Source organism: Aneurinibacillus aneurinilyticus ATCC 12856, assembly GCF_000466385.1.
In the GTDB taxonomy this organism is placed as follows: domain Bacteria; phylum Bacillota; class Bacilli; order Aneurinibacillales; family Aneurinibacillaceae; genus Aneurinibacillus; species Aneurinibacillus aneurinilyticus.
The window spans coordinates 1-25,122 of record NZ_KE952896.1; the positions used below are offsets into that span (position 1 = coordinate 1).

A 25,122-nucleotide genomic window follows, 5' to 3' on the forward strand; every position below is an offset into this window, starting at 1 on the left:
TCGTCAGGTTTTAAGTGGTGGGTAGTTCACATACATGAATTTGTCAGGAGACATCTATGAAAAACAAACTAGCACTTCTATCTTCATCCATGCTGCTCTCTTTTACGCTTGCTGCTTGTTCTTCAGATGCTAGTACATCACATCCGGTTGCTTCTGCTACGTCGACATCATCCCCGATTCCAACAGCTTCCGAAGCTACAAAAACCCCGTCTCAGCAGTCGAAATCTGCACATTCGCAGTCCGCACAAGCGAATCGTTTGTCAGCTACCATTTTATCCGTTACAGACGGCGATACGATGAAAATCAAAGTAAACGGAAAAAATGAAACCGTTCGCCTCCTATTGGTGGACACACCAGAGACCAAGCATCCGAATAAACCGGTACAACCATTCGGACCTGAAGCTTCCGCCTTTGCGAAAAAGACACTCGAAGGTAAGAATGTACAAATCGAAATGGATGTATCAGAAAGGGATAAATACGGCCGCCTTCTCGTGTATTTATGGGTTGACGGAAAGATGTTTAATGAGATGCTCTTGGAGAAAGGGCTAGCACGGGTAGCGTATGTTTATCCTCCAAATGTAAAATACGTTGATCCATTCCGTGAAATTCAGAAAAAAGCACAAATAGCCGGGCTCGGTATATGGTCGATTGAGAATTACGTACAGAAAGACGGCTTCCATCCCGATAAAGTCAAAAAAACACAACCGACAATCCCTGCCCCCGTTCATACTCAGTCCCCAACCGCATCCTCTTCTAATATACAATATAAAAATTGTACCGATGCAAGAGCTGCCGGCGTAACACCAATATATGAAGGACAACCCGGCTATAGCCGAAAACTGGATCGAGACGGGGACGGGGTTGCATGTGAATAAACAACAGAAAAGCCTGACAGATATCCTATGTATGACCGGATGCCTGTCAGGCTCTATAATTCAGATATACTATATCCATCTGATTTGATAAATCGACACATTTTTGTGGTGGGAAGCAAGAAAAAAAGGCATCCATCCTCTTCTTTTTTCCGAATCTCCTACTTCCCATCACCTGAACCTTTGGATGTATACAGCTTCAGGATGCAGAACATAGAAACCACTCAAACACCCTCTTCTCGAAAAAATTTTCCTCTAAATGAAATTGAATCCAAACAAATGTTCTTATATAATTTAAAGATAAGAATTAAGATAATACGAATAGGGAGAGAATGACATGAGTGAACCAGGGGTTGTTCGTCGACTAAACGGCTTAGGTAAAATTGTAATACCAATAGAAATAAGAAGAGAATTGCAAATCCAAAAGGGTGATAGTATGGAGATCTTTATAGAAAATGAGAAAATCGTTCTCCAAAAATATCATTCAGGGTGCAGTTTCTGCGATTCTGTCTTGGAAGCTACTGAATATAAAGGTAAAAGCATATGTGTTTCTTGCTTTGAGGAACTGAAGCATACTTGAACTCCTCCCGCTTACCTGACGGTTGAAGCGGGAGATTCCTACGTACAACTTCTAATTGAGCAGGCTTCCCACGGTTGGCTTTATATGCCAGCATCGAGCGAAAGAATGCCCATACGTGCTAGGAAGAAAAACAACTGACTCGGTGTCTGGATTACAGGAATTATACAGTACAAGCCTCACTTCCCTTATAAATAGCAAGTTTTTCAACTCTTGTTCGACCTGTTCCAATTTTACACACGCTTTAATTATTCAAAGAAAAAATGGATGGCTTGTACAATAAAGAAAAAGAGTGTTAATTTCAGTTTTACTCCGATTCAATCGCCTCTAAAACTCTGTTATGCAGTTGGCGAGTGTTCGGCGTTGGAAGCATTCTTGCCAATTCCAGAGCGGCAAGCGGGTTGGAGGAACCACTTACATTATCAAACGGACGAGCATCCCTCAATGATGAAGTCTGCAATGTGACGCTTATCCAATTCTGCGCATGGTGAGCAGCTTCAAGCCTCGCTCTCTTTGCCTCCTTCTCTTTTTGCTTCTCTGCCTCAATTCTTTTCCCTTTCTCCACCTCTTCTGGAGAAGTCACACATGCGCTCCATACTGTCTTCGAGCCATCTTCGTGAATGATGATGCCGGAAGCGACAACAGAAACGCCAAAGCCTTCATGAGCCTGCAATTCAGGTATGTCTTGTTTAAGATATATGTCGATGTCGCTCTCAATCTTCGCTCTTAGCTTAGGATCGGTCTTCATTTGTTCAGCAATATTCGGGGCAATCGTCACGTCGCTCAAGTTTCCGTTCCTGATTCGTTTTTCCATTTTCTTTTCGTCTTTCGGGATGGATTCCAAGGTTACTGAAAGACCGTATTTCCTCGTGAGTTCGTCTACGATACCGTCTGACTCGACTTTGGACAGCACACGATCAAAGCTAGCCATATGCGAGCTTTCCTTTACAGCCGTACTCTGCTGCAAGGAACGCAGGCTCGCACCGGTTCCCGGATAAATCTCGTTATTGAAGAGAGCTAAATTCATTTTCAGTCCTCCATATCATATTTGTGCTACATGTATATTTTCGGAAAATTAATCCAAAAATTTAGACCTTACGCATCTTTCAGGTCTTTGTTCTGTATGTACGCGAATATATTTGATTTCCGGGGAGCTTTCGTGGTAAAGTAGAAATGTTCTTTTACATTGTTTCTTTGCTTGTGGCCCGCCTGTACGCGGGCCATTTGTATGTATCCAGTTTCCTTTTCAAAACTAATATTAGAAACGAATTCTTCTGCACGCCATACAAAAAGACGAATGATAAGCATATTACGATACTTTCCTTTCAAGAACTGGCCTTTATGACTCAAAGCAAACTGTTTACTTTAAAAGTTAAAGCCTGACACTCACTCTCTTCTATAGAGAATGTTATGCCAGGCTTTTTATTGTTGTTCCAAAAGTATATCTTCATATGCTAAGTCATATGTGTAACTTTGATATATAGCTTCACTTTGATTTTCTTACACTTTATTCCACTTCACGTCTACTTTAATTCCAGCATCTATAAACAGATTAAACACTGGACATCTACGTTCTACCTCTTGTTTTAACTGTTCAATTTTCTCTTCGCTTTCCTCTGTTTGTATGTTCACCTGAAAACGTATTTTTTGAAAATGTGGTGAAACTCCTTCTTCCCCCATTAACCCACGAGTATCAATAATACCTGTTGTCTCAAACTCAATACCTGTAAAAACAAAACCCAGTTCTTTAGCAACTAATGGAATCATAACCCCTTTACACCCGTTAAGAGCTGCTGCTACATACTCCATAGGATTAGGGCCTGTATCCGTTCCACCCAACACTTCTGGTTCATCCATAACGAAAGAAGAAAAATCGCGTACTGAGATATTCGTTTTAACGCCTGAATCCCACTTACCTGCTGCTGAAACCTTAAATAATGTGGACGCTTTAGCCACGATCCCCTCCAAATACAAGTATTTTTATAAGAATTAAGTAAATTATAAAAAATAACGAACAATATGTAAAGCGAACTTTTATTACAAAGGATACAAACACCATGTGATGTTTTTTATAGCTAACTTGTCTGCTCTATATATGGCTCTTCTTAGTGGCACAGTAGCAAATTCTATCCTCTTGCAAGGAAAGCTGTTTTGGGAATATAAATTGAAAGACCCTCCCATTTATTAAAGCAGTTCACTTTGCTCTACACAGAACTATGAATGCGTAAATCTGTGCTTGGTTGGGCAAAATATGTTCTGGGACTGCGCTAGCGAAGCAGCGCTTCCCTATCATAAAACAAGGGAGCGAGATGAATGGCTGAAAACAACGATCGTAATCGGAACGGTGCTGGTAACCGCAACGAGACCAACACAACTGGCGGCGACATTGGTGAGGCTGTAGGAACTGTAGGCGGTGGTGTTGCGGGCGCTGCCGTGGGTTCCATTTTTGGGCCGCTTGGCACCGTTGCAGGTGCTATCGCTGGCGGTGCATTGGGCAATCAGGTAGGTGAAGGTGTCGAGGGTGCCGACAACGACGCGAAAAAGGCACGTGGTGCTAATGATAATAACGACGCCAAGTAGTTCATTTCAATGTTCGCTAATTTTTTGTTAGCTGAATAAAAAAATCCAACAAAATGCGAATTTTTTGCATTTTGTTGGATTTAATACATCTTTCATTCAAAACCATTTTCCTCAATCGTTTAATTTTTTATCGTGTTCTCGTTTTTTCGGTAAAACTCATGAAATAGCTTCAACAAGGCCCGTTTTTCGATGCGTGATACATAAGAACGGGAGATGCCAAGCTCACGCGCAATCTCTCGCTGTGTGCGTTCTTCCTCGTTATCAAGTCCGAAGCGTCCGATGATAACTTCCTTTTCCCGTTCATCAAGAATATGGATGTGTTTATATATTTTATTTTTTTCAATTTTGAGCTGGACCTTGTCTTCCACCTCATTCGCTTCCGTACCTAGAATATCAATAAGGCTAATTTCATTTCCTTCCTTATCTGTTCCAATCGGATCATGCAGCAAAACATCCTTTTTCGTTTTCTTTAATGAACGCAAATGCATTAAAATCTCGACTCTAAAGTCAGTCGTATTGCTTAGTACGTAAATATCTCAATTCGATCCTCATACACGATAACCTCACGCACTAACTGACGAATCAATCGTTTCTTATCCGCCAATGTTAGTTTATCATGCTGTCCGGTCAAATAATATGCTGCTGCTTCGCTCAACAGATTCTGATTAAACTGTATTTCCTTTATCTCCCTAACGCTTGCTTTCAATTCTTTCAAGTTCCTTATCGCTTTTTCTTCTTTTACTTTCAAGGAACGCATTTGTTTGTGTATCTCTTCTTCCGTTATATCCATTCCATCAGCGAATAATGTAAGAAGTCTTTTCCGTCCTATTTTCACTTTCTCGATTTCCTTCTCCAACCGTGCAATCTCCATCTGCTCGAAGGGAATTCCCGCCTGTTGCTCCTTATCTACTTCTGCCGCTGCAGCTACTTCATCCGGGTGCTCCAGCCAGGTCTGGATTGCTTCCCATACTTCATTATCCAGATCTTCCGTTTTTATTGTTCTTCCACAGCCTTTGTGCTGAGTACCGACTGTATTTTTTCTATCTGTATATTCATATACGTACTTCCCCCAGTTCTTGGCACGCCGGCCCGTCATCGTATTTCCACATTCAGCACAGCGCAACAACCCACTCAAAAGATACTCGCGAAGCCCTCTTTTAGCCCATCTTCTTCTTGAGTCTTGCAGCAGCTTCTGAACATATTCAAATTGTTCTTTCTCAATTATTGGAGGACAAGGAATAAGAATCCATTCCTCTCTTGGACGTTCTTTCATCGGGATGCGCTCTTCTTTGCTTCTGTGTTTATTCCCCAGCATTCCTTCTGTATTCCAGCGATTCTGATAAAACTGACCTATATAGGCTTCATTCATCAGGATTTGGCGCACTACTTGACGGTGCCATATCCCTTTTCCCCTTTTTGTAGGAATTCCTTCTTTTGTAAGGTAAAGGGCAATTCCGTTCATCCCTTGTACCTTCCCAGGTTTCGTGAACAAATCAAATATAAGACGGACAATTGCAGCCTCTTCTTCATTAATAACCATCTGTTCATTCTCTTTATCATAGCTATAACCATACACCTGAAAGTCGCGCAGCACTCTTCCCTGCCGTGCCTTCTCTCGCCGACCGCGGCTCATCCGTTCATTGATTTTCGCTTTTTCAAACTCTGCAATCGCACCGCGCATGCTATAAAATAGCTGGCCTTCCGGTGTTCGAGCATATTCACCATTTACGAAAATCAACTGAATGCCCCTACGATCGAACTCTTCCGTAATGAGAAGCTGATGCATGAGCTTACGTGATAAACGATCAGGATCCAGACATACGATTTTCGTAATCAATCCATCCCGAACATCCTGGCGAAGCTGTGATAATGCGGGTCGGTCTAAAAATTCACCGGAGATCCCTTCATCTATATATTGTTTATATTCGGCCGTTCCAACCTTCTTCTGGCACTCCCTGATCTGGTCTTTCAGACTGAACCCGTTCCTCGCCTGCTCTTCTGTACTTACCCGCGCATACATTCCGATCACGCAGCTTTTCCCTCCTATATTTCTCCTTGAGATACATATAACAGGCAAGCATATTTTTGTCAGCAGAACTTCCTTTGATAATTTTACTATGCATCTGCATATCCCTCCTGTTAATGAAAGCTATGCAGATGCCGCTTGTTTACATGTGTAGATAATTCATCCAACTTCAAGATATTGTACATAGCATAAAGCCCCGCTATCTGTATAGACAGGGGGGCTTACTTGTTTTATTCTTTACCTTGTTCGCTAGAAATAATAATATAGTTGCCTGTCAGGGCATCCACGTATCCAAGCCCTTCTGCATAATCCCATGTATACACAAGAAATGGCGCAGGGGCACGTTGGTCCATATATCGCGGCCATATGTATTGCAATTTCATAGATTTATGGTTCAGAAATGCTGAAAGTGCCTGTTCCTTTGTTACAATATGCTTCGAATCTGGAAGATTCAACTTTTCTTGTGGAACAGGAAAATGAAAAGAAACAATATCCCCCGTCCTATTGTCTACCGAAACTTGATACATGCGATCCTGCACGGGAATCCCCTGATACAATTCTACGAAAAAAAACACATGCACTTCACTGAAATGTTCAGAAGAGACTTCTGGTAGCTTGCTTTTGTCAACCCAGGCTGGAATTTCAGGCTCTTCAGAGATTACATCTAATGATGCCAATTGTGTTGCAGTCGGACCGGCGTATGTCTCTACGAAATCACGTGCAACAGCAAATGCCTGTTCCTCTGTCACTTTTATTGGTGTTGATTTTTGTTCTGTGTCTCCTCTCAATCTAGCATGCTGTACCTGACCTGTCTTTTTATCCGTTATGACAGTAGCTCTTGTCTTATGATCTTCAGTACTGAATTCATATACTTGCTGTGAGCTTACCTCATCTTGTGCAAAAAAAGGTGAGTTTTCGATACGCAAGTCGCCAACAGCGACTTTATTGCCGAACAGCTTACTAAGCATTTGCTTTGCTTCATCCTCAGAATGAACGATGAGTGGCTGTCCCTTGGGCTGGAGTGTAATTTTTTTTAGCGCTGTAGATGTAATTGACTCCTGCTTTTTTACTGTTCCGCTTAGCGTATCGATTGGTTGACCGGTTTGCGGCTGATAATAGCCAAGCAATTGAATTTGGTAGAGTAGGGCGGGCTTCATTTTCGCATCATTCCAATTGGATCCATATTTCTCTGGTTGCGCTTCCACATAATTCAGCCCTATGCTATCTGCCGTAATGATTTTCTGTTTAATTTCTTCCACCGGCAAAGCGGTGTCAGGCTTCGGTACCGTTACCTTCTCCAAGTCAATTGGAGTATATGCATAGCTTGTAACATAGCCAAATGAATTAACACCGATGCGTGGTCCGATATCGCTTTCTACAGGAATACCATTTAGGATAAGCGGGAATTCTACATCTCGTTCACGCCAGGCCGTTATCGTACCATCCTCATGATAAGAGGCGGAACCACCACTACCATATGAAACTGGCTTACCGAACTGCTTTCTGCCCTCTCTACCAAGCCATTGTGTAAGGAATTTATCCGCAGTATCATACGTTAACTGAAGTGAAGGCAGTTTGTCAGATGCCCATGCTGCAGCACTAATATTGAATGAAAGCAGTTCGCCCGTTTTTTCATCGAATTCTAGATGAGCGCTCATGCCTTCTTTTCCACTTTCGATTTCTTCTTCTGTTCTATCGTTAAGATACACGCGAAAATGCTGATTATCCTCTCGATTAGTACTTGTAATTATATGCAATTTCTTCAATTCTGGCTGAAGTGAGAATAACCTGTCCATCGTTTTTTGTACAACGGGCGGAATCGGCACCAAATCTTTTGTCGTTTCTTTTGTCTCGGATGATACGAGCGATTGTGTATCTAAAGCTAGCACAGACGTTGCAGGGACAACTGAAGCCACAAGCAATAGAGCAACCAATGATAATGAATGTTTCATCGTAACCCTCCCCTTCTGGATAATAATAGAAACTATATATATAATATGGTAAATAAATGAAAAAGCAACTGTTTTGTTGTGAAACACATTCATTTTGATAAACAAACCCTCTTTCTTATCTCAAATCAGCTCGGTAAACCAAAAGCCCCGCTATCCATAAGAACAGCAGGGCCTCATAATCAATTTTTGTCTAACCTCTCTTGAAGTTTTGCTGATAATTTATCCACTTCTTTTTGTCGGTAACGAATACGTTCTGCGTTTCTTTTCAGTTCCTTTTGGAGCTTTATATCTTTTTTATTTCTCAATTTCCAGAAACGAAATAATAAGACGAAAGCAACGATTATAATCAAAATAACCATATAAATGTTTTTCATGATTTACACCCCTTATTTTATCTATATTTGATTATAACTCTCTTCAAAGGTGTTTATAAAAACAGCAATTTCCAGCAAAAGAAAAAAGCCGCCTATTGTAGGCGACTTCAGAAATTGATTCTATTTTCCTTGTACTCTCGTAAACTATGCTTACTAGCTATCTAAAAATACTATTTCGTTTTTGTTTCTTCTGGTACAGGGGAAGCTGGTAACGCTGCAAAATTATAGCCCTGGCTTCGTAAGTACTCAATCACCTTCGGAAGCATTTCTACTGTTTGCTTACGCTCATGCATCAAAATAATTGAGCCTGGCTTCACATTTCCATTTTTAATGTTTGTTAGAATTTTTTCAGGATTATGCGCTAGGCTCCAATCCAGGCTATCTACATCCCAAAACATAATGTACTGGCCAAGTTCTTTCGTAATCTTTCTCGTTTCTGCATTTACCGATCCGTAAGGTGGACGCATATAAGTAACCTTATGTCCGACTTTATTTCCAATCAAACTAGCTGCTTGCGTTAAGTCACTTTTTTGCTTGGCTCCACTTTCTTTACCAAGTGCATCATGGCGCATTGTATGTGAACCAATCACATTCCCTTTTTCTATCATTTGATGACCAAACTCACCCATCTTATCCGTTACTTTTTCACCAATCCAGAAGAAAGAAGCATTAATTTTATTTTTCTCAAGAATAGAGACGATTTCCGCTGTATGTTCATTCGGTCCATCATCAAAAGTTAAATAAACTGTCTTGTTATCTTTTGTTGGAATATTATCAATTAGCTTCCCAAGAGGTAATGGGTGAGGGTCTTCCTGGGACACCTGTTCTTGAACCTGTGTTGTTCCCTCCTGCGTTTGTTGTTGAATTTGTTGCTGTTGTTTGTTTGTATCACCTTGTAATGAATTAGTCGGTTGTTGCGTCGTGTTTTCTTTTCCCTGCGCTGGGTTTTCTTTTCCTACTGTAATATCAGGTTCATTAGCATGTGCTAAATATTTGTCCAATGGATGAAAGATAAGATTTATTAAAATAATAATACCCAAACATACAATGGCAGACCAAATAAAAATGCTTCTCCTTCTTGCTTTTCGTGACCTTACTTCCTGCAATCTTGATCTCTGCACCCTTAACTCCTTCTCTCTATCAAAATTCATCTATTTTCTATCATAAACTGATTTTTGGTAAATAAGGTTACAAAAAGATTAAAATTATCATTTCTATGATAATAAAGTGTCAAATCTCTCTTAAGTTAGACAACAAAAACTCAACTCTACTATATAAATAGATTGGCAGCCTTTTTCCCTTCGGTTATACACAGGTTATTAACAATTTATTCACATTATTAATAATAATCAATCTTCAAGCAACAACCTATATAAGTTACACTTGATAGTTTGACATGATCACGTGGTTGGAAGGAGGAAATTCGGAAAAAAGAAGAGGTTGGATGCGCCCTGCGCTCCGGCAGAAGAAAGGCCAGCTGTCTTTTTCGGACCGTTCCCCCCACCACCCTTCCGTCTTTTTTACCCCCTACCACAAAAGTTTGTCGATTTATCAAGCCAGATTATAATAAAAAAGACTGTGGATAACCACACCCTTATATGCATTGCTATTGACTTTAGAATCTCATTTTCTATGCATCTTGCGGCATATGTAGCCAACTTCGTTCCTTTATTTTTTTTGTAGCTCTCAATCGCTTTAATCAAACCGATAGTTCCGATGGAAATGAGGTCTTCACTGTCCTCTCCGGTGTTTTCAAATTTCTTGATATTGTGAACAATTCTCTATATTGCTTTGCTCCTGATTTTCAGACACAAGTCCAACAATTGTAATTTTGTTTTCTCCATTTTCATTAGCTTCAAGAATTATTTCATCAACTAATGATTCAATGATAAACCGCTTATCTTCAAATAAAAGCTCCCCTTCGTTCTGTAACATGTTTTTTATAGAAATTAGGACTTTTTCAATACGCTCAGCAGTTAGTTGTCGCTCATCTTGTTCATGTAGCTGTCTTTCAAGTTTATCGATCCGTACCTTCAATTCAGAAATCTCCTGATTAAGCTTTCTTAAATCCTTCTTCATTTCATCTTCACTTATTAAATCTGACATAAACATTGTCTTAATTTTATCTCTAGACTTTTCTTTTGATGTTATTTGTCCTAAAACATTATTTAGCATTCCCTTAAAATCTTCCTTAACCGATTGCTTTTGCTGTTGTAATTTATCTAGGTAATCTTGGGGATTATTAATAAACTCCTTAACAATGTTCCAAACATATTCATCTAGTACATCTGATCTTATTGTTACAGTGGTACATTTTTTTACATCTCCATACTTCTTAGGATTTTTATTTGGACAACGATAATGGGCATACTTTATCCGTTTACCTGTTTCTTTATCAACACTTCCTGAATAAGTAGTGGATTCCCATCTTCGCCCACAATATTTGCATCGAATTAAGCTTTTTAGCAAATATTGATGAGTAGCAGGATTCCCAGATTTTTTAACATTTTTCTCCTTCTGCTCTTGTGCCAGAGCAAATAATTTATTGTCAATAATTGCTGGAACATCTACTTGAATCCAGTCACTTTCATTACGAAAATCATATGTCTTTTTAGCATAACCGCTTTCAGTTTTTTCTCCTTTTACTTTTTTGGTTTTTCTACGATTATAGTAATACTTCCCAATATATATTTCTGATGTTAGTATTCTTCGAATACTAGAAGCACTCCAATTAGGACTCTCCCCTCTTTTTGGCCTAACCCCGGCATCATAAAGTTTTTGACCAATTTCCCGTAACGTTAAGTGTTCATAAACGTACCATTGATAAATTAATTTAACAAATTTTGCTTCTTCCTCATTTATAATTAACTTTGCATTTATTAGTTCATAACCAAATGGTGCAACACGCATGGGCATTATTTTCCCATCTTTTTCAACTGCTTGTAACCGTCCACGGATCGTTCTTTTACGAATTAAAGCTAATTCATACGCTGCTATTGCAGATAGAATATTGAAAAATAAAATCCCTTCTGGTGATTTATCATATTCAGTATCTGTAAAACTTAGTTCTGAACCGTTTTTCTCAAATTCACGACAAACGATTAATTTATCTGTCATATCACGAGATAAACGGTCTGGATGTGTAACTATAACATGCGAAATGAACCCATTGGCTACATCCTCACGTAACTGTATCATTGCAGGTCTGATATCAATATCTTCGCCAGAGTATCCTTCTTCTCGATATATTTTTATTTGATGTTCTTTAAATCCCATACTAAGTGCCTTTTTCACACATAATTCAATTTGGGCATCTAAACTATATCCTTCTTGCGCTTGCATTGCGGTTGACACCCTAGCGTATATAGCAATCATAATCCACCCTCCGTTCTTTATCTTATTAATACATTATAAACAGTTCTCGGCAAAAATTAAGTAAAAATTTAGAGAAAACAGGTCAATCACCTGTTTTCTCTAATGCTTTTTTTATTAGATAATCAATTACATATATTTTACCGTTTAATGCCTTTTGGCTGGGTTGAATTTCATACGTAAATTTCATCTGCTTTTTTCTTTTTTGCAAATTACTTCACCTCACCCAGATGAACTATCTAATGTCTATGTCAATCTTTCTTTGTCCTATGTCCTATAAAAATGTAGCTACATTCGTTTGGAAGCCATATATCACTTTTCATCTACAATAAAAAAACCTGCTAAATCTCTTAGCAGGTTAAGTTAAAATAATAAATATATATTTGTCACCTTAGGGAACTTGAGCAAGCTTAGGTTTCCTTGCATTGTACCTTAGATCATATATATTCCTCGATACATTTTTTAGGGATTTTATATACCTTGCCAACTTTGAATAATTGTAATTCTCCTGTTCGTAATAATTTGTAAGCTGTATTCCTTCCTATATCTAAAACCTTCATTAAGTTCTCAATATTAACTATATCATCGTAGTTTTGAAGCATCTTCTCCCTCATTTCCATACTATCTAAATAAATAATATATATTCCAAATTTACCCAAATACAACTTCATAGAAAAATAACTCAATATTTAATTATTTTGTTCCATTATTTATCTGTTACTGTTAATTTAATTTTTTATATGTTAAATTGTATCAAGTTCATATAAAACAGAAATCAAATATTAGATTATATTTAGAACTATAAATATCTTGATCAATGTCTTAACCCCAAAAATTCCCTATACTAATTCCTGTGAAATTTTAAAAGATGTCGGATGTGTGAGAAAACTGTATTTGGCAATTAAAAAGTGTATAAAACGGCAATTAATGGAACTCATAAAATCATATTTTAATGCGTTGGCAAAGTCGCTTGACATGGAGCCTCTACGGGCATGATTTTCTGCAAAATACTGCGCCATAAGAGTTTTGCAGAAAATCATGCCTGCCACTCCATGCAAAGCTTTGGTTATGTAAAAATTAGTGCATAACCTTAATTGCCAAACCATGCATTTTTTAATTACCATCAACAAAAACTCATCGTAACGCAAACACATCAAGAGATACTTTTTAAACAGTATCTTATATTAGTTCAGTTGGTTATAAAAAAATACTCACAGAGGCAGGAAATATTTTAGAACCTATCATCAATTGCTTTCTACGTATATAAAAGTGTCCAGTCGAAATAGGCCCCTTTTGATCATAATTTTCTTACTGCTATTCGTACTTGCCCTGAAAAAATGATTACATGGATAAGGTGTGCATAATGTTAAAACATCATCTCAGTTCTATATAATTTACTTACTTTAAAAAGTTAAATTCCCAAGTTACCAAAATTACTAGGTTCCCATGTTCCCAGACTATATACTAGTACATTCTACGCTTGATTTTATAGTATAATTGACTCACTAAAATAGGAGGAAGTATACATCAATGCTATCCTTTATATCAGGTTATTTTAACTTCTTTATATGGGTGTTTATAAGCAAATAAAAATTCATTTACTAAAATTATGAAGGGTGACAGAGTACTTATGAATAACCTTAACGAAGAATCAATTATAAATAAGAAAATTAAAAGAATTAAACTCGATTGGAACTCCGAAAGCTTTAAAAACATTCTTGATACGAAAACGAAATTAAATAAAATATATTCAAATGAAAAACTTAGGATTCAATCTGGGAATTTAGTCTTTAAAGATAACCGAAAGGAGCATAAAATATGTAACTTTTTCGTAATTCCAACCCACAAAATTTATTACTTTGATGGCTCAAAAAAAGAGAAGATTGGATTAAGAATTCGACTATATACTAATGATCAAAACAAAATGACTAAGATTACAGAGCTTACCATTACAAATGAACTAATTAATAATGGCAAGTGGATAGACAAATACTTAGCTGATGATTATATCCTGTATAAAAATGAGTATTATGTTCATTTGAAAAAAGCTATTAAACTATCCTCAAAACTATTAAAGAAAAAAGATAAAGAAATCTATACAGATCGTACCGGATGGATAAAAGGGAGTTTTGAATGGTACTACGTACCTGTTACTGACCCTGATATTATCCTTATTGATGAAACAGGGATAAATTACGACAAAGGTTTGAGTAAGAAATATAGTCTTACTGAAAAAAAAGGGGCAACTGCAAAAGAAGCTTTTTTAAAAACATTGGATATGATCGATGCTATAGATAAGAAAATAAGCATACCTTTAATATCGTATACTCTATTGTCCTTAATAACAAGCATAATCAAACCTAACAACAAACCAAAAACCTTACTTTGTTTAATTGGTAATAACAGTACTATAAGTAAGGAAGGCTTAGCTAATATATATTGTAATATTTATAACAGAAATGCTTTTATTAACAACATTGATTCAGAACTCCATTCTGACTTTAACCATACACAAAAGGAATTAAAAGAAAATATACTTAAAGCTCGTGACTATGTGATAATTTTAAAAAATATAGGTATAGATACAAAAGAAAAACAAGATAAAATCAAGATGCTCTTTACGCTATTACAAAATGACAAGCTGCATAATAACATTCTAGGATTAAGCAAAGATAACTTAGAACGTGAAAATACATTTAACATTGATATAAGCAATATTGTCATCAGTTCTGATGATTTAAAAATGTTGCAAAACAAAAGCAAATTTTTCTCTACATTCCTTCTCCATTTTATATACAGTTTAAAACAAATGATTCAAAGAGATAAGAAAATATTTAATAAGCAGTTTAAAAAAAGAATACGCTATTTTGAAAAGGAGCATAGTAATATTGATTTTAATATAGCTAAATTATTCTCATGGCTTATGGTAATGTATGAGCTTTTCTTAATATTTGGTGTGAAGGCACAGGCTCTAGATGAAAAATCTGCTAAATCAAAATTGAGCGAGGCTACTGAGATTTACAAAGAATTAAGCGTTAAAGCAAACACTGAAAACAATAACATAAATTCCGAAAGCCTAAAAAAACAGGAGGCAAAATTATTTTTAGATGCTATAACTAAAATGACAGCAGAAGTAAAGCTACTTAGAATCAAAGAAAAACCTCATGAGGAAAATGATATAATTGGTTGGGAAGACGATACAGCATTATACCTAAAAAATAAAGTATGGAATTTGATAAATAATTTTTCTATTAGGCCATTGACAATAGAAAAAAAGGAATTATACCAGTATCTATACGATAGAAATATTATAAATGGTCAGTTAGAAAGAAATAATCGTATTAGATTTGATTATAATAAGAATGTATATGAAGGAAAAAAAGAACGCGTCTTGTATATATTCAAAGAAAAGATGAAAAATTTATTAGAAGAAGAAAATACTTAAAAAAGTACATGGACAAATATTCTGTCCATGTACTTTTTTATTATCTTACAAACAATTTTTTAAATTGATTTTTTGGCTTAAATAGTATAGAACCCTTCTCTAGTTTGTTCTATATACCTATAAATTTCCTATACTATTTTTATATTTACTATAGATATATATTCTACTCATTGCTTCATACTAAACATTGATAAGGGAAGTGATCTGACATATGATTGATACCATGTATATATTTTGGGAGTTAGAAAAAACACAATTCAAAGATATTCGTAAAAAGATAAGTTCTTTCACAAAACTCCATATTGATAAAAATGATAAAAACTCAATTGTAACTTATAAATTTGCTCATTGTGGTTTTCAAGAAATAAGATTAAGAGCAAATAAGCTTTTTCACTACTGGGCTATAGAAATCCATCTAAGACCTAAATTATTAGTTGATAGCGGAAATTACATTAACGTAACTCACTCTTATGAACTTGAGGAAGTTAGAAAAAGATTTAATTGTGTAATACAGAAATATTTACAACTTGATTTACCAGACTTTTTGTATTGGAAAGCCAAAAGAATTGACTATGCTATTGACTTACTCGTAGATCAAAATTCTATTCCTATATATATGTTCTTATTTAAAAAAGGTAATATACCCAAAATCATGCTTTATCATGATACATCCTTAAAATACTTTGACTCGACAACAAATGTATACCTGAAGTCAAAAAATATAACTATAAACTGGTATGATCGTTATAGCACATTAGAAGAAAAGCAGGAAAAAACAAAGAAAAAATACTCCAATATTAAAGAGGCAAAAAATCTCTTACGCTTTGAAATACAATGTAATAATTTAAAAATTGATGAGATTGATGAGTACAGTGATTTTAGTAATAACTCATTATTTTATCTTTTAAATGTAGAGCTTTGCCAAAAAAAAATTGAGTATTACTATGACCTAATCGTAGGCCCTGGGAAATATTACACCCTGAACAAAGCTATTGAGATTATTGATAGCAGTATAATTTGTCAACGAAAGCGGATGCTGTTAAGGCGAATTCTAGAAAGTATAGCTCGTACAGGAAGTGTTTGGAAGGCCAAAGAAGAGTTTATTAATAACCAAAAGAGCTTAAAGCACGCTGATAAGGAATTTAGCAAGCGACTAAATCAAATACGAAAGCTAAACATAAATCCTGTTACTATTCCAAATCAATATAAAATAGAGGAACTGGAAAATATTCAAGAAAAAATAAAGGGTTATTTCCTAAAGGGAAAATATAGGAAGGCTTTCCGAGAGCCTTCCTACTCCAAATAATCAGAATTTTCCATCCTAGCTACCAAACTCTACATCATTCCTTTTTCCCTTATGCTTGCGAATCTCATACTATCTCCTATTATTAATATGGATAGGTAACGTTCATCTTTTACCGTTTACGGCATTCAGACTACTTGTTTTCCCCCCATTCACACCGTACGTGCGACTTTCACCGCATACGGCGTTCCATCAATCCTTAACCTAAACTGTGTTCAGCTCTTCTCTAAATCTCAGGATTTTATGCCAGACTTTTTTACCTAGTACCGAGTAATCTTTTGTACTGTGTATCATTTGATGACATTGGGTATGTACCGAAGCAAGGTTTGGAACCCGGTTTACTTGTTCCATGGCAACCCCCTCCTTCCCGAGTTCGATTGCAATGGTTTTAATCAGGTGTGCGCAGCGGCTTCCCTAACAGGCTGATTCAGTCTATTTTAAGAATTGACTATGCCCCTTCGCTCCACAGGCGTTACCCTGCTTCTTCACTACTACGGGCTGCTGCCCTCTAAATTCAACCATCATTTCCTACGGTTTAGAAGCATCGAGTATTATCCCTCTTATCATCTTCTTTTAGAGTTCCGTTGTTCCTCGCACCCTAGCCTTACATATATCACCTTAGCTGTCCCCTTTGACCCGTTAGCCGTCTATCATCCTCTACTGGTGGATTGAAGACTTTATTCTTCTTCGAGAATAAAACAGATATGCGTAACCACGAATACCATATCCGCGACTAAACTCCCCTTCGGGAGCGAGATACTTCAGTTCGTATCCCCCTGTTCTTTTCGAGCCGTACAAACGAGGATTCCTATGGTACGTCAGCATAGTGATTTTATGGCCCCCCGACTACTTCACTAACCGCTTCACAGGTCTGCTTTTCGCCGTCTTTACCGAGCTTCATACCTTTTGATGATAATCTCTTAAGGCATGTCGGAGTTTTAGGGCATGATTGCCAGTATTCAATCAAGAGCAGGAATTACACCTGCCTATTCGAGTGCGAAGTTCAGTTCTGCCTAAGCAGACTGCCTAGTTTTATTACGTATTTCTACGTAAGCTGTCTAGGAACAACGCGCACCATGGTCCAAAAGTTCAATTCCTAATATTTTACCGCACTCTTTTAATCGGGCAGTAACATCAATATCCTCCTTAGACGGTGCAGGATCACCTGATGGATGGTTATGAAATAAAATAATAGAAGCAGCATTAGACAGTACAGCAACTTTAAACACCTCCCTAGGATGCACTATTGAGCTATTCAATGAGCCGATAGAAACTGTATGGATTGCTGTTGGTTGATTTTTAGTATCCAAGCAACATACTAAAAGCTGCTCCCTATCACAACTCTCTAAAATTTCTTGAACTAATTTTGCTGCATCAGCCGGGTTCCTTATTCTTCTATTTTTATAGAGTAAAGATGATTCCTTTACTAGTTTTACACTTACAATATTTACTCTTTTGGCATGACCATTTTTCTTCAAAACCGATTCACTTTCGTCTCCCACTATGTCTATAGTGAGTTGATAATCTTTAACACCTTCTGCAAGATATACATTTCTTCTCATGAGCTTTTTCCTCCAATATAAAAGGCACTTAATCCAAAAATGGATTAAGTGCCAAATAAAATAACTTCAAATTAATTTTTCGGCTTGATTTTAAACATAACAGGAACAGTTTTTTTATCTTTGATTTTTAAATAATGCACGACATCATAAGGAACTTCTAAGACTGGAGCTTGAAATAATATCCGGGCAGTTCTAACTTCTTCCTTTTTAATATCCTTAGGAGAAGTACCTGGGAGATAAATAGCCGAGCTGATGACCTTTCCATTTTGTAATAACGCAAAGTCTTCAGGCTGAAGGGAGTCAGTATTGCCAAAAAACCATTATGTTAAAACTTTAGTCAAGACCTATATAGTCCTACACCTATAAAAGCGCCAAATGCTGCACCAAATGGAGTAAACGTAGCTATAAATAATGCTATTGCTCCAAGGGCTGGCAATATAAAATACAGCCGCCTATACTTTTTGAATGGATCAACATAATTCTCTAAAATATCATTGTATACACCTGAATTTTCTACTGTATTATTTGAATCTGATGTTGTGGGAAAATTCCCGTTCATAAAGCTCCCCTTTCATTTATCTTTTATACCTATTCCCCCTTCAAGAAATCTTCACTTTTTTTCATCTTACTATACTGCTTTTCAATTTCCACAGCCATGTCGATGAATTCTTCATTAATCGTAATGAACAGTGAGTCAACTGACGTTCCAGTATGATAGTACGCAATAACAGCTCTGAGGTTGATTTTAGAAGATTTTTCCATCAAGTCAAAGACTTCGCTGATGACCTCTTGACTAGGGGCATCGTCACGAACTTTGATGGAGAAACGACTTCTGATTCGACCATATTCAACCCACGTTTTAAGACGGATGAGATATGGTTCTTCGATGGTGTTATCCACATCGATTTTAAAGCGACACTTGTAAATGGTTTTCAGTTTGTTATATAGGCTACACACCTCCTTCGATAATTTAGGTAGTTTCTGCAAATGAATCTTGGAGATCACATAGTTGCCAGGTTCTTTGATCTCTTTACTAAAAAGAAGTTTACCTTCTTTGGTGAACCGATTAACTAAAACAGTATCATTATTTAATCTGATGAACTGAACCATGTTATCATCAATGGTGTGTGGTTTATTATAAATAATCTTTTCGTTGCGACCACCTGTACGATCATACACATATAGCTTAGGGGTAACATTGATAAACAACATGCCATTAGGATTATTCTTATTTGGTTTTCCCATTTAAATTCAAATCTCGTAATATGAACGAGATTCCCCCTCTCTATGAATTAAATTTATGTTTTAAAAACCGTTATTACGTCTCATTACTCCCAAATCCAATATTTTTTATACTATATTATTGCTTCAACTTAACTTGCTACCATCTCTACATACCCAATTTTTTTACTGTTCTTATCAATGCTTATGATAATTCTCTTAGGATTTGTATCTCCTTCATATTTATAGATATATTGAGTCGTATTTTTAACTCCTTCTGACGAATTTTTAGGTGGCCCAAATAATTTATTGGCTTTATCTATAGAGTCACCAATTCTAATACCATGTATATTATATATTCCGTTTGTTAACCAAATACTTTTAACAATATTATTTTGGTTTTCCACAATCATGTTAAAGCCTTCAATCGAATATGTAGTTGCATCTGAATTAGAGTTTTTATCTTTTATATCAAATATTTTTTTAATTTCTTCTTCAGTTGCTATAAGACCTAACATTTTCGAAATATCAAGAGCAATGGATTCTGCACTTTCATCATATGCAACATATCTTATAGCTGCTATCTTGTCAGAATCATACTCCGTAGTAAAAATAAGCAAAAAATCCTCTTTCGTGAGGTACATGGCATTTTTTTTACCGTCTTTTAAACCACTTTGATTAGGTTTACCAAGCTTTTTTACGCTTTCATCGAAGGAGTCACCAAGAAATACATCAAATATTTTATAGGTGTCTACTCCTTGTTTCTTAACACGATCACTTGATAAATTAATTTCTAATGCTCCTTTATCTGTACCCCTTACGTCAAATCCAGCATGATACCCATACATAAAACCGTCTTTGTCATCACGAACAATCTCATCTGGCTTACCAAACTTCTCAATTATCTGTTGTTTACTCATGGTTTGCATCTTTGCAAGTTCATATGCAGTTGAACCACCATCAGATGATATAATAGCAACTACAATTAGTACAAAGATAGATAATCCCCAAAACCACCATCTCTTAAATATTGATTTCTTTTTTTTTGATTCAATTAATGAACCTGATAACTCATTAGACATTTTGTACCCCCTGTAGTATATTTTCATTTAAAATTCTTCACTTATTCTATTAAGTCCCATTCCTATCAATCCTATGATAACTACATAGCTTAATAAAAATAGTCACCTCCACAAATATAGAAACTTTCATACTATAAAAATCCCCTATGATTGCGATTTCCAACATAACTTTCACTATCATTAATGCCGAATAAGGATTAATAAATTGGATATCATTTACACAGGTTGTAATAAGTATACATTGTCAAATAAATTTTATCAATTACTATAGTATCTATAAAATTAAGATACTATAGTGATTTGTTATAAATTATTAAAAGCTCTATGTTTTGCATAGAGGTGAAAAATGTGTCTAAAATCGCTTTATCTGTTGGAGAGAAAATTAGAACATTACGGAAAAAATCAGGTCTAAGTCAAGAAAGACTTGCTTTTAAAGCAGGAATAGCTCCCTCTTATATGGGACAGGTTGAACGAGGAACAAAAAGTCCAACTATAGATATTCTTGAAAAAATAGCAGTTGCTTTAGATGTTACACTTGAGGAGCTTTTTAGTTTTGACCAAAATGTCTCAGAGCAAGTTGACAAAACAATCATTGAAAAAATCGCTTTTCAACTATATGGGCGTTCTAAAATGGAACAAGAAGCAATATACAATTTTGTCAAGCAATTGTTATTATTTAGGGACAAAAAATGAATAAAATATATACCTTTTGTTGTTATTAGATGATACTATTCTTCTCCCAACATCACTCGGTTAGCTCCATACCATAACCTAACTAGTTTAACTTATTTACATTTTAAGCATTACAACGTATGAAGCATAATAAATAATAACAACCTCGACATTAACTATATTTTTTGCAGAAAAAATGTATTCTTTATAATAATATGGTTGATACTGATAGTGAACGATTCTTTGTTTATTTTCTCCATCTTTTACGGTATGACTAAGTTCAAAGACTTGAATTTGAGCCTTTTCCTTAACTTCCATAATCTCAACCATATACCATAGAAGATTTTGAAGCCAAACAGGGATTTCATTTTTAATAATCTCAGAAGTAATTTTAGTACCTTCAAACATGAAAAGCCTCCCCTTTACCTATATAAAATAAAGAGCCGAAACAATACTATCTATGTTCGGCCCTTTTGGTCAAAAAATATTATTTTGCCTAGATTACCTATCAGCATAGGTATCAAGGAAATAATATATATTTATTTTTTAGAAGTATACGCATATGAACTACTATAAACGTTAAACAGACTGAAAAACCATTAATAAATAAGGTATTTGCCATTTAGTTTAGCCATTTACACTGCTGTGAAATATAATATATATCACAGCCAATATCTTTCTTCTAGATTCAGGTTCTAGTGGTAGTAACTCCGTGGGGATTCAAGCCCCTTCATCCGTATCGTGTATAATGCAGAAAAATCAAAGGCTTCAGCCATGTGGCTAAAACCCTTGATTTTTTTAAACTCGATGTGTTAGAGTTTTTCTAACATTATTATTTTTTTGCTGTACACCACTGTCTCCATAGGAGTTTCCAAACATATTTTAAGTAATTTTTCTAACCGCTCAACGATATAATAGTTGGTACAATATCTTTCCCTTTTTGGTAAAACACTCCTATAAGATGGATTGAAAGGTATTAACTCCATCCTTACAACGTAATCTAACACACTTTTTATATTGGCATAGTGCTTTAGCTAAGGCTTCGAGATATAAGAAGATTCGTGAGATAGATCAGCTTGCCCTTTCTTGTAAAACATGCATTCTTTTCTTGGAAAATGGTGTTCAGTTTTATCTGGCGGAAATTACAAAAAAGTTGTTTTAGCGTTCCTAGACCGAAATTCTTATGGATAAAATTATATACTATTGGAGATATCTACAAATTAACTGCTAAGACAAAATGAGCAAATCCCAAACGATTTGCTCACCTACTTAGAAAATTATTTTTCCATTGATTCTACTAGTTCAGCTATAAATTCATTATAAATCCTTTCTAAATTTTGTAATTCATCCAAATCAGTTGTAATGGAATTTACCTTATTTAATGCTTGTAATATTGTATAAGTATTTTTAACTAAATTTTTATCATACAAATCTTTCATGTTCTTCTTCGTTTCTTCAGTGAAATTTCTCGAACTAGTAATTTTGCTGTATAAAGGAGTAAGTTCATCTTTTGTTAACGTCTTTATATTTTTCAATTCTCTTATATAAAAAATCATACTGTCCTGTAGTTCTTTTAGATTTCTTATGTTATTAAATCTCATCTTTATAGTATCTAGTCCATAATTCTTCTTAATATCGAATACTGAGTCTTTTAATTGCGCCATTGCTGAAAAATAAAGATTAGGATTTTTAGGATCTATTATTTTGTAGCGTATTTCAAATGAAAATTGTTTATCTCTAATTTCATTATTGGTTGCACATGCACCAAAATAAATATCGCCTAATCCTTCAATAGAAATAGGTTTTTGTTGTTCAAAAAAAATTTGAAATGCTGAATCTGAAAGATGCGCCTTCTCAATTCTAAAGTCCACATTATGATTAACGGAATGTTGATGTAAAGCAAGTAATACGAGGTATATGCACAAATTGTTATCGTAATTTTTATATGTTGTTGAAGTAAATCCTCTAAGATATTCTGTTAAACCATCTTTAATGAAGCGAAATTGCTTCTTCATTCCTTTATTCTTCTCTAATAGTTTTTTCAGATTCTCTCCAAGCAAATCTTCATGGTTATGTTCAATCAACCACTTAGCATATTTCCCTAAATGGAACAAACTGTAGAATTGCGAAGTGAAATTATAAATTCCAGATGCCGAAATTTCGTCAAATTGAAACATAATTTGCCTATCTTTTGTTAAACCTAAATATTTAACATTACCAAACTCATAAACTAAGTCTATTTTTTCGTTATCTATTTTATAGAATGCTTCTAATAAAGCTTTAGCTCCTTTAATATTTAAGTCGTCGTGCTCTAAACCAAAATTAGTAAGTGGGAAATTCTCAACTACAGTAGAGTCTATTTCGCTTTCTTGTCTTATCAGCTGATTTAACTCTTTCAATTTCACTGTTTCATGATTAATTTCATGTAATGGGATATAATGTAGGTGATGTCTCATTCTTTTCTCCTTTTCAATGATTTATCTTCTATCATTTATAATAAGCAGCATTATCCTTCCCTTATTGCTATTACTAGACACCTAGATTACATAATCCATTTACTGAATATGATGACTTTATACTCATATTTCGAAAAAATATTGATTTCAGTATCAATGTTTGTTATTATCTAATTCGTAGCTTATAGAAAACAACAAAACTGGTTATGTATTTTGATTTATTATTGTAGATGCTGTAACATCACAATGAATATTTTCGATGTCTATAATTGTATATTTTTGTCTTTGTTTAACCTTGATTATACTGTATCATGGTCTTTTTTTATTTGTCAAACATTTGTTTGTCTTCTAAAACAACTTAGAACATCCCGATCTTCGTTCTAGAAGGAACGCTAGTAGAGTTCTTGTTTTCTTGCTTATAAGGGACAGAAGCGTTCGGTAAAATAAAAACAAATGACACTTGATGTGATAAAAGCAATGTTTTTCCATTTGGATGATACTGATTAAATTTTTGGAAGTAATTAATCAAAAAATGGAATTTTATTTTATACTTTGTTTTTCATGTATAATTATTTGATTTTTGAGGAATATATAAAAAGGAGCTGACTCAAAAAGTTATGAGTCAACTCTTCCTACACTATATTTAATATTTTAAATACGAGAAGATGTACAAATATTGTGCTATTACTTGCTATAATTATGCTTTTGAGACAGCCTCACTTATCTACCTTTCTGTAGTTATTTATCTTTATTTTCATTTTCATCGTTGTCCAAAATTATTTTAGCTATAGCAACAATTGCTATTAAAAACGTCTTGCCTGTTCCGATCCCCCATAAAAAATCAGGTTTTCCTGATTCTTAATAAAACCACCATGTAAAACATACTCTCTTGTCAAACCTTGTCCCAGCTTTATATCCTTCCAATCAAACGGGGTTCCTGCTACCTTTGGTAGCGTCGCCTGCTGCTTCTCATGGACAATACATTGCTCAAGATATGTCTGCCGCTCCTTCGGAAGTTGCTCGTAAAAGCTAATATATTTAATTACCATAGGCCGTTTAGCCATCAGAGATAAATAAGGCTGCCATTTTACCGACTGTTTTTGTTCCCCATATAAGCGTTCATGGGAAACAATCAGGTCATATTTCTCGGTCAAAAGCTCCACTTGATTGTACGAGATCTTTGCCAAAACCTTCTGTTTGGCAAAGCGAGGGGAAGGTAAGTACGTCTTGTTATCGATCTGTATATAGCCGTACTTATCTGCCTTGACTTCCTCGTAGCGCACACAGTCAAACTCTTTCGCTGATAGTTGTAAGAACTGTTCTTGGTCTGCCATATATAGTTTGGCAATGAGTTTCTCCTTTTGGTAGTGTTTACGGTTCTGATCCTTCTCCGCCTTTTTCCAGAGCGTTTGATTCAAGTTCTCTAGGTTCAGAAGTGTCAGTTCTGGACGAAGAAAATTATTGTGGATATATTTGACCATGGATTCTACATAGCCTTTTTCATTTCCGCTTCTGGGGTTACAAAATTCAGGAGTGAACCCGTAGTAAAGAGCGAGGTTCTGGAATGCTTCCATCACTCTCGCTCCACGCACTCGTGGTGGTTTTGTCTCTGGACTGAAATCCTCCAT

The 25,122-nt window shown here is 35.5% G+C and carries 23 protein-coding genes and 2 pseudogenes; 6 read left to right on the top strand and 19 right to left on the bottom strand.

Annotated elements, in window-relative coordinates:
- The first annotated feature begins 56 nt into the window (after window positions 1–56).
- Together HMPREF0083_RS27565 and HMPREF0083_RS22765 are read left to right on the top strand one after the other, a co-directional pair.
- A complete protein-coding gene (locus HMPREF0083_RS27565; RefSeq protein ID WP_240961372.1) occupies window positions 57–875 on the top strand; it encodes a thermonuclease family protein in 819 nt (272 codons plus the stop codon).
- A 334-nt stretch (window positions 876–1,209) separates the two neighbouring features.
- A complete protein-coding gene (locus HMPREF0083_RS22765; RefSeq protein WP_021624228.1) occupies window positions 1,210–1,452 on the top strand; it encodes an AbrB/MazE/SpoVT family DNA-binding domain-containing protein in 243 nt (80 codons plus the stop codon).
- A 304-nt stretch (window positions 1,453–1,756) separates the two neighbouring features.
- Here HMPREF0083_RS22765 and HMPREF0083_RS22770 read toward each other — a convergent pair whose 3' ends face one another.
- Together HMPREF0083_RS22770 and HMPREF0083_RS22780 are read right to left on the bottom strand one after the other, a co-directional pair.
- A complete protein-coding gene (locus HMPREF0083_RS22770) occupies window positions 1,757–2,476 on the bottom strand; it encodes a DUF6033 family protein (protein WP_021624230.1) in 720 nt (239 codons plus the stop codon).
- A 473-nt stretch (window positions 2,477–2,949) separates the two neighbouring features.
- Window positions 2,950–3,405, bottom strand: a complete 456-nt coding sequence (locus HMPREF0083_RS22780) for an OsmC family protein (protein ID WP_040304596.1) — start codon at window positions 3,403–3,405, stop codon at window positions 2,950–2,952.
- Window positions 3,406–3,762: 357 nt separating this feature from the next.
- Between HMPREF0083_RS22780 and HMPREF0083_RS22785 the strand changes: the two genes are divergently transcribed.
- Window positions 3,763–4,029, top strand: a complete 267-nt coding sequence (locus tag HMPREF0083_RS22785) for a hypothetical protein (protein ID WP_021624233.1) — start codon at window positions 3,763–3,765, stop codon at window positions 4,027–4,029.
- 119 nt (window positions 4,030–4,148) lie between these two features.
- Here HMPREF0083_RS22785 and HMPREF0083_RS22790 read toward each other — a convergent pair.
- From HMPREF0083_RS22790 to HMPREF0083_RS22825, 9 genes and pseudogenes are all read right to left on the bottom strand, one after another.
- Window positions 4,149–4,526: pseudogene (locus HMPREF0083_RS22790) on the bottom strand (sigma-70 family RNA polymerase sigma factor); the annotation flags it as partial.
- Window positions 4,527–4,549: 23 nt separating this feature from the next.
- Complete coding sequence (locus tag HMPREF0083_RS22795) at window positions 4,550–6,058, bottom strand: recombinase family protein (RefSeq protein ID WP_040304598.1); 1,509 nt, start codon at window positions 6,056–6,058, stop codon at window positions 4,550–4,552.
- Window positions 6,059–6,285: 227 nt separating this feature from the next.
- Complete coding sequence (locus HMPREF0083_RS22800; protein ID WP_040304599.1) at window positions 6,286–8,007, bottom strand: YcdB/YcdC domain-containing protein; 1,722 nt, start codon at window positions 8,005–8,007, stop codon at window positions 6,286–6,288.
- Between the two features lie 179 nt (window positions 8,008–8,186).
- Complete coding sequence (locus HMPREF0083_RS22805) at window positions 8,187–8,381, bottom strand: hypothetical protein (protein ID WP_021624237.1); 195 nt, start codon at window positions 8,379–8,381, stop codon at window positions 8,187–8,189.
- A gap of 170 nt (window positions 8,382–8,551) precedes the next feature.
- On the bottom strand, window positions 8,552–9,502 hold the full coding sequence (locus HMPREF0083_RS26700) for a polysaccharide deacetylase family protein (RefSeq protein ID WP_167331601.1): 951 nt from the start codon (window positions 9,500–9,502) through the stop codon (window positions 8,552–8,554).
- A 456-nt stretch (window positions 9,503–9,958) separates the two neighbouring features.
- A pseudogene (locus tag HMPREF0083_RS27570) lies at window positions 9,959–10,159 on the bottom strand (sigma factor); the annotation flags it as partial.
- A complete protein-coding gene (locus HMPREF0083_RS22820; protein ID WP_021624240.1) occupies window positions 10,134–11,756 on the bottom strand; it encodes a recombinase family protein in 1,623 nt (540 codons plus the stop codon). The gene HMPREF0083_RS22820 and the pseudogene HMPREF0083_RS27570, both read right to left, overlap by 26 nt.
- An 82-nt stretch (window positions 11,757–11,838) precedes the next feature.
- Window positions 11,839–11,964 carry a hypothetical protein gene (locus HMPREF0083_RS29865; protein ID WP_262360700.1) on the bottom strand — a complete coding sequence of 42 codons (126 nt, stop codon included), beginning with the start codon at window positions 11,962–11,964 and terminating at the stop codon, window positions 11,839–11,841.
- A gap of 226 nt (window positions 11,965–12,190) precedes the next feature.
- On the bottom strand, window positions 12,191–12,424 hold the full coding sequence (locus HMPREF0083_RS22825; RefSeq protein ID WP_021624241.1) for a helix-turn-helix domain-containing protein: 234 nt from the start codon (window positions 12,422–12,424) through the stop codon (window positions 12,191–12,193).
- A gap of 959 nt (window positions 12,425–13,383) precedes the next feature.
- Between HMPREF0083_RS22825 and HMPREF0083_RS22835 the strand changes: the two genes are divergently transcribed.
- Entirely contained in the window at window positions 13,384–15,198 is a 1,815-nt protein-coding gene (locus HMPREF0083_RS22835) for a hypothetical protein (protein WP_040304604.1), read from the top strand.
- Window positions 15,199–15,409: 211 nt separating this feature from the next.
- Window positions 15,410–16,504 carry a hypothetical protein gene (locus HMPREF0083_RS22840; RefSeq protein ID WP_021624244.1) on the top strand — a complete coding sequence of 365 codons (1,095 nt, stop codon included), beginning with the start codon at window positions 15,410–15,412 and terminating at the stop codon, window positions 16,502–16,504.
- Window positions 16,505–16,705: 201 nt separating this feature from the next.
- Here HMPREF0083_RS22840 and HMPREF0083_RS28465 read toward each other — a convergent pair whose 3' ends face one another.
- The 5 genes from HMPREF0083_RS28465 to HMPREF0083_RS22860 form a co-directional block, all read right to left on the bottom strand.
- A complete protein-coding gene (locus tag HMPREF0083_RS28465) occupies window positions 16,706–16,852 on the bottom strand; it encodes a hypothetical protein (protein ID WP_155847249.1) in 147 nt (48 codons plus the stop codon).
- Window positions 16,853–17,559: 707 nt separating this feature from the next.
- Window positions 17,560–18,063, bottom strand: a complete 504-nt coding sequence (locus tag HMPREF0083_RS22845) for a JAB domain-containing protein (RefSeq protein ID WP_021624246.1) — start codon at window positions 18,061–18,063, stop codon at window positions 17,560–17,562.
- Between the two features lie 337 nt (window positions 18,064–18,400).
- Window positions 18,401–18,622, bottom strand: coding sequence for a hypothetical protein (locus tag HMPREF0083_RS22850; protein WP_021624247.1), 222 nt, complete (start codon window positions 18,620–18,622; stop codon window positions 18,401–18,403).
- A gap of 29 nt (window positions 18,623–18,651) precedes the next feature.
- Window positions 18,652–19,308, bottom strand: coding sequence for a hypothetical protein (locus HMPREF0083_RS22855; RefSeq protein ID WP_021624248.1), 657 nt, complete (start codon window positions 19,306–19,308; stop codon window positions 18,652–18,654).
- A 128-nt stretch (window positions 19,309–19,436) separates the two neighbouring features.
- Window positions 19,437–20,366, bottom strand: coding sequence for a hypothetical protein (locus tag HMPREF0083_RS22860; RefSeq protein ID WP_040304606.1), 930 nt, complete (start codon window positions 20,364–20,366; stop codon window positions 19,437–19,439).
- Window positions 20,367–20,714: 348 nt separating this feature from the next.
- Between HMPREF0083_RS22860 and HMPREF0083_RS22865 the strand changes: the two genes are divergently transcribed.
- Window positions 20,715–21,059, top strand: a complete 345-nt coding sequence (locus HMPREF0083_RS22865) for a helix-turn-helix domain-containing protein (protein WP_040304608.1) — start codon at window positions 20,715–20,717, stop codon at window positions 21,057–21,059.
- A 96-nt stretch (window positions 21,060–21,155) separates the two neighbouring features.
- Here HMPREF0083_RS22865 and HMPREF0083_RS22870 read toward each other — a convergent pair whose 3' ends face one another.
- The 3 genes from HMPREF0083_RS22870 to HMPREF0083_RS29130 all read right to left on the bottom strand — a co-directional run.
- Entirely contained in the window at window positions 21,156–21,446 is a 291-nt protein-coding gene (locus tag HMPREF0083_RS22870) for a DUF960 domain-containing protein (protein WP_021624251.1), read from the bottom strand.
- A gap of 869 nt (window positions 21,447–22,315) precedes the next feature.
- Entirely contained in the window at window positions 22,316–23,494 is a 1,179-nt protein-coding gene (locus tag HMPREF0083_RS22875; RefSeq protein ID WP_021624252.1) for a hypothetical protein, read from the bottom strand.
- A gap of 803 nt (window positions 23,495–24,297) precedes the next feature.
- A partial coding sequence (locus HMPREF0083_RS29130; protein ID WP_021624253.1) for a Mu transposase domain-containing protein occupies window positions 24,298–25,122 on the bottom strand: 825 nt, incomplete at its 5' end.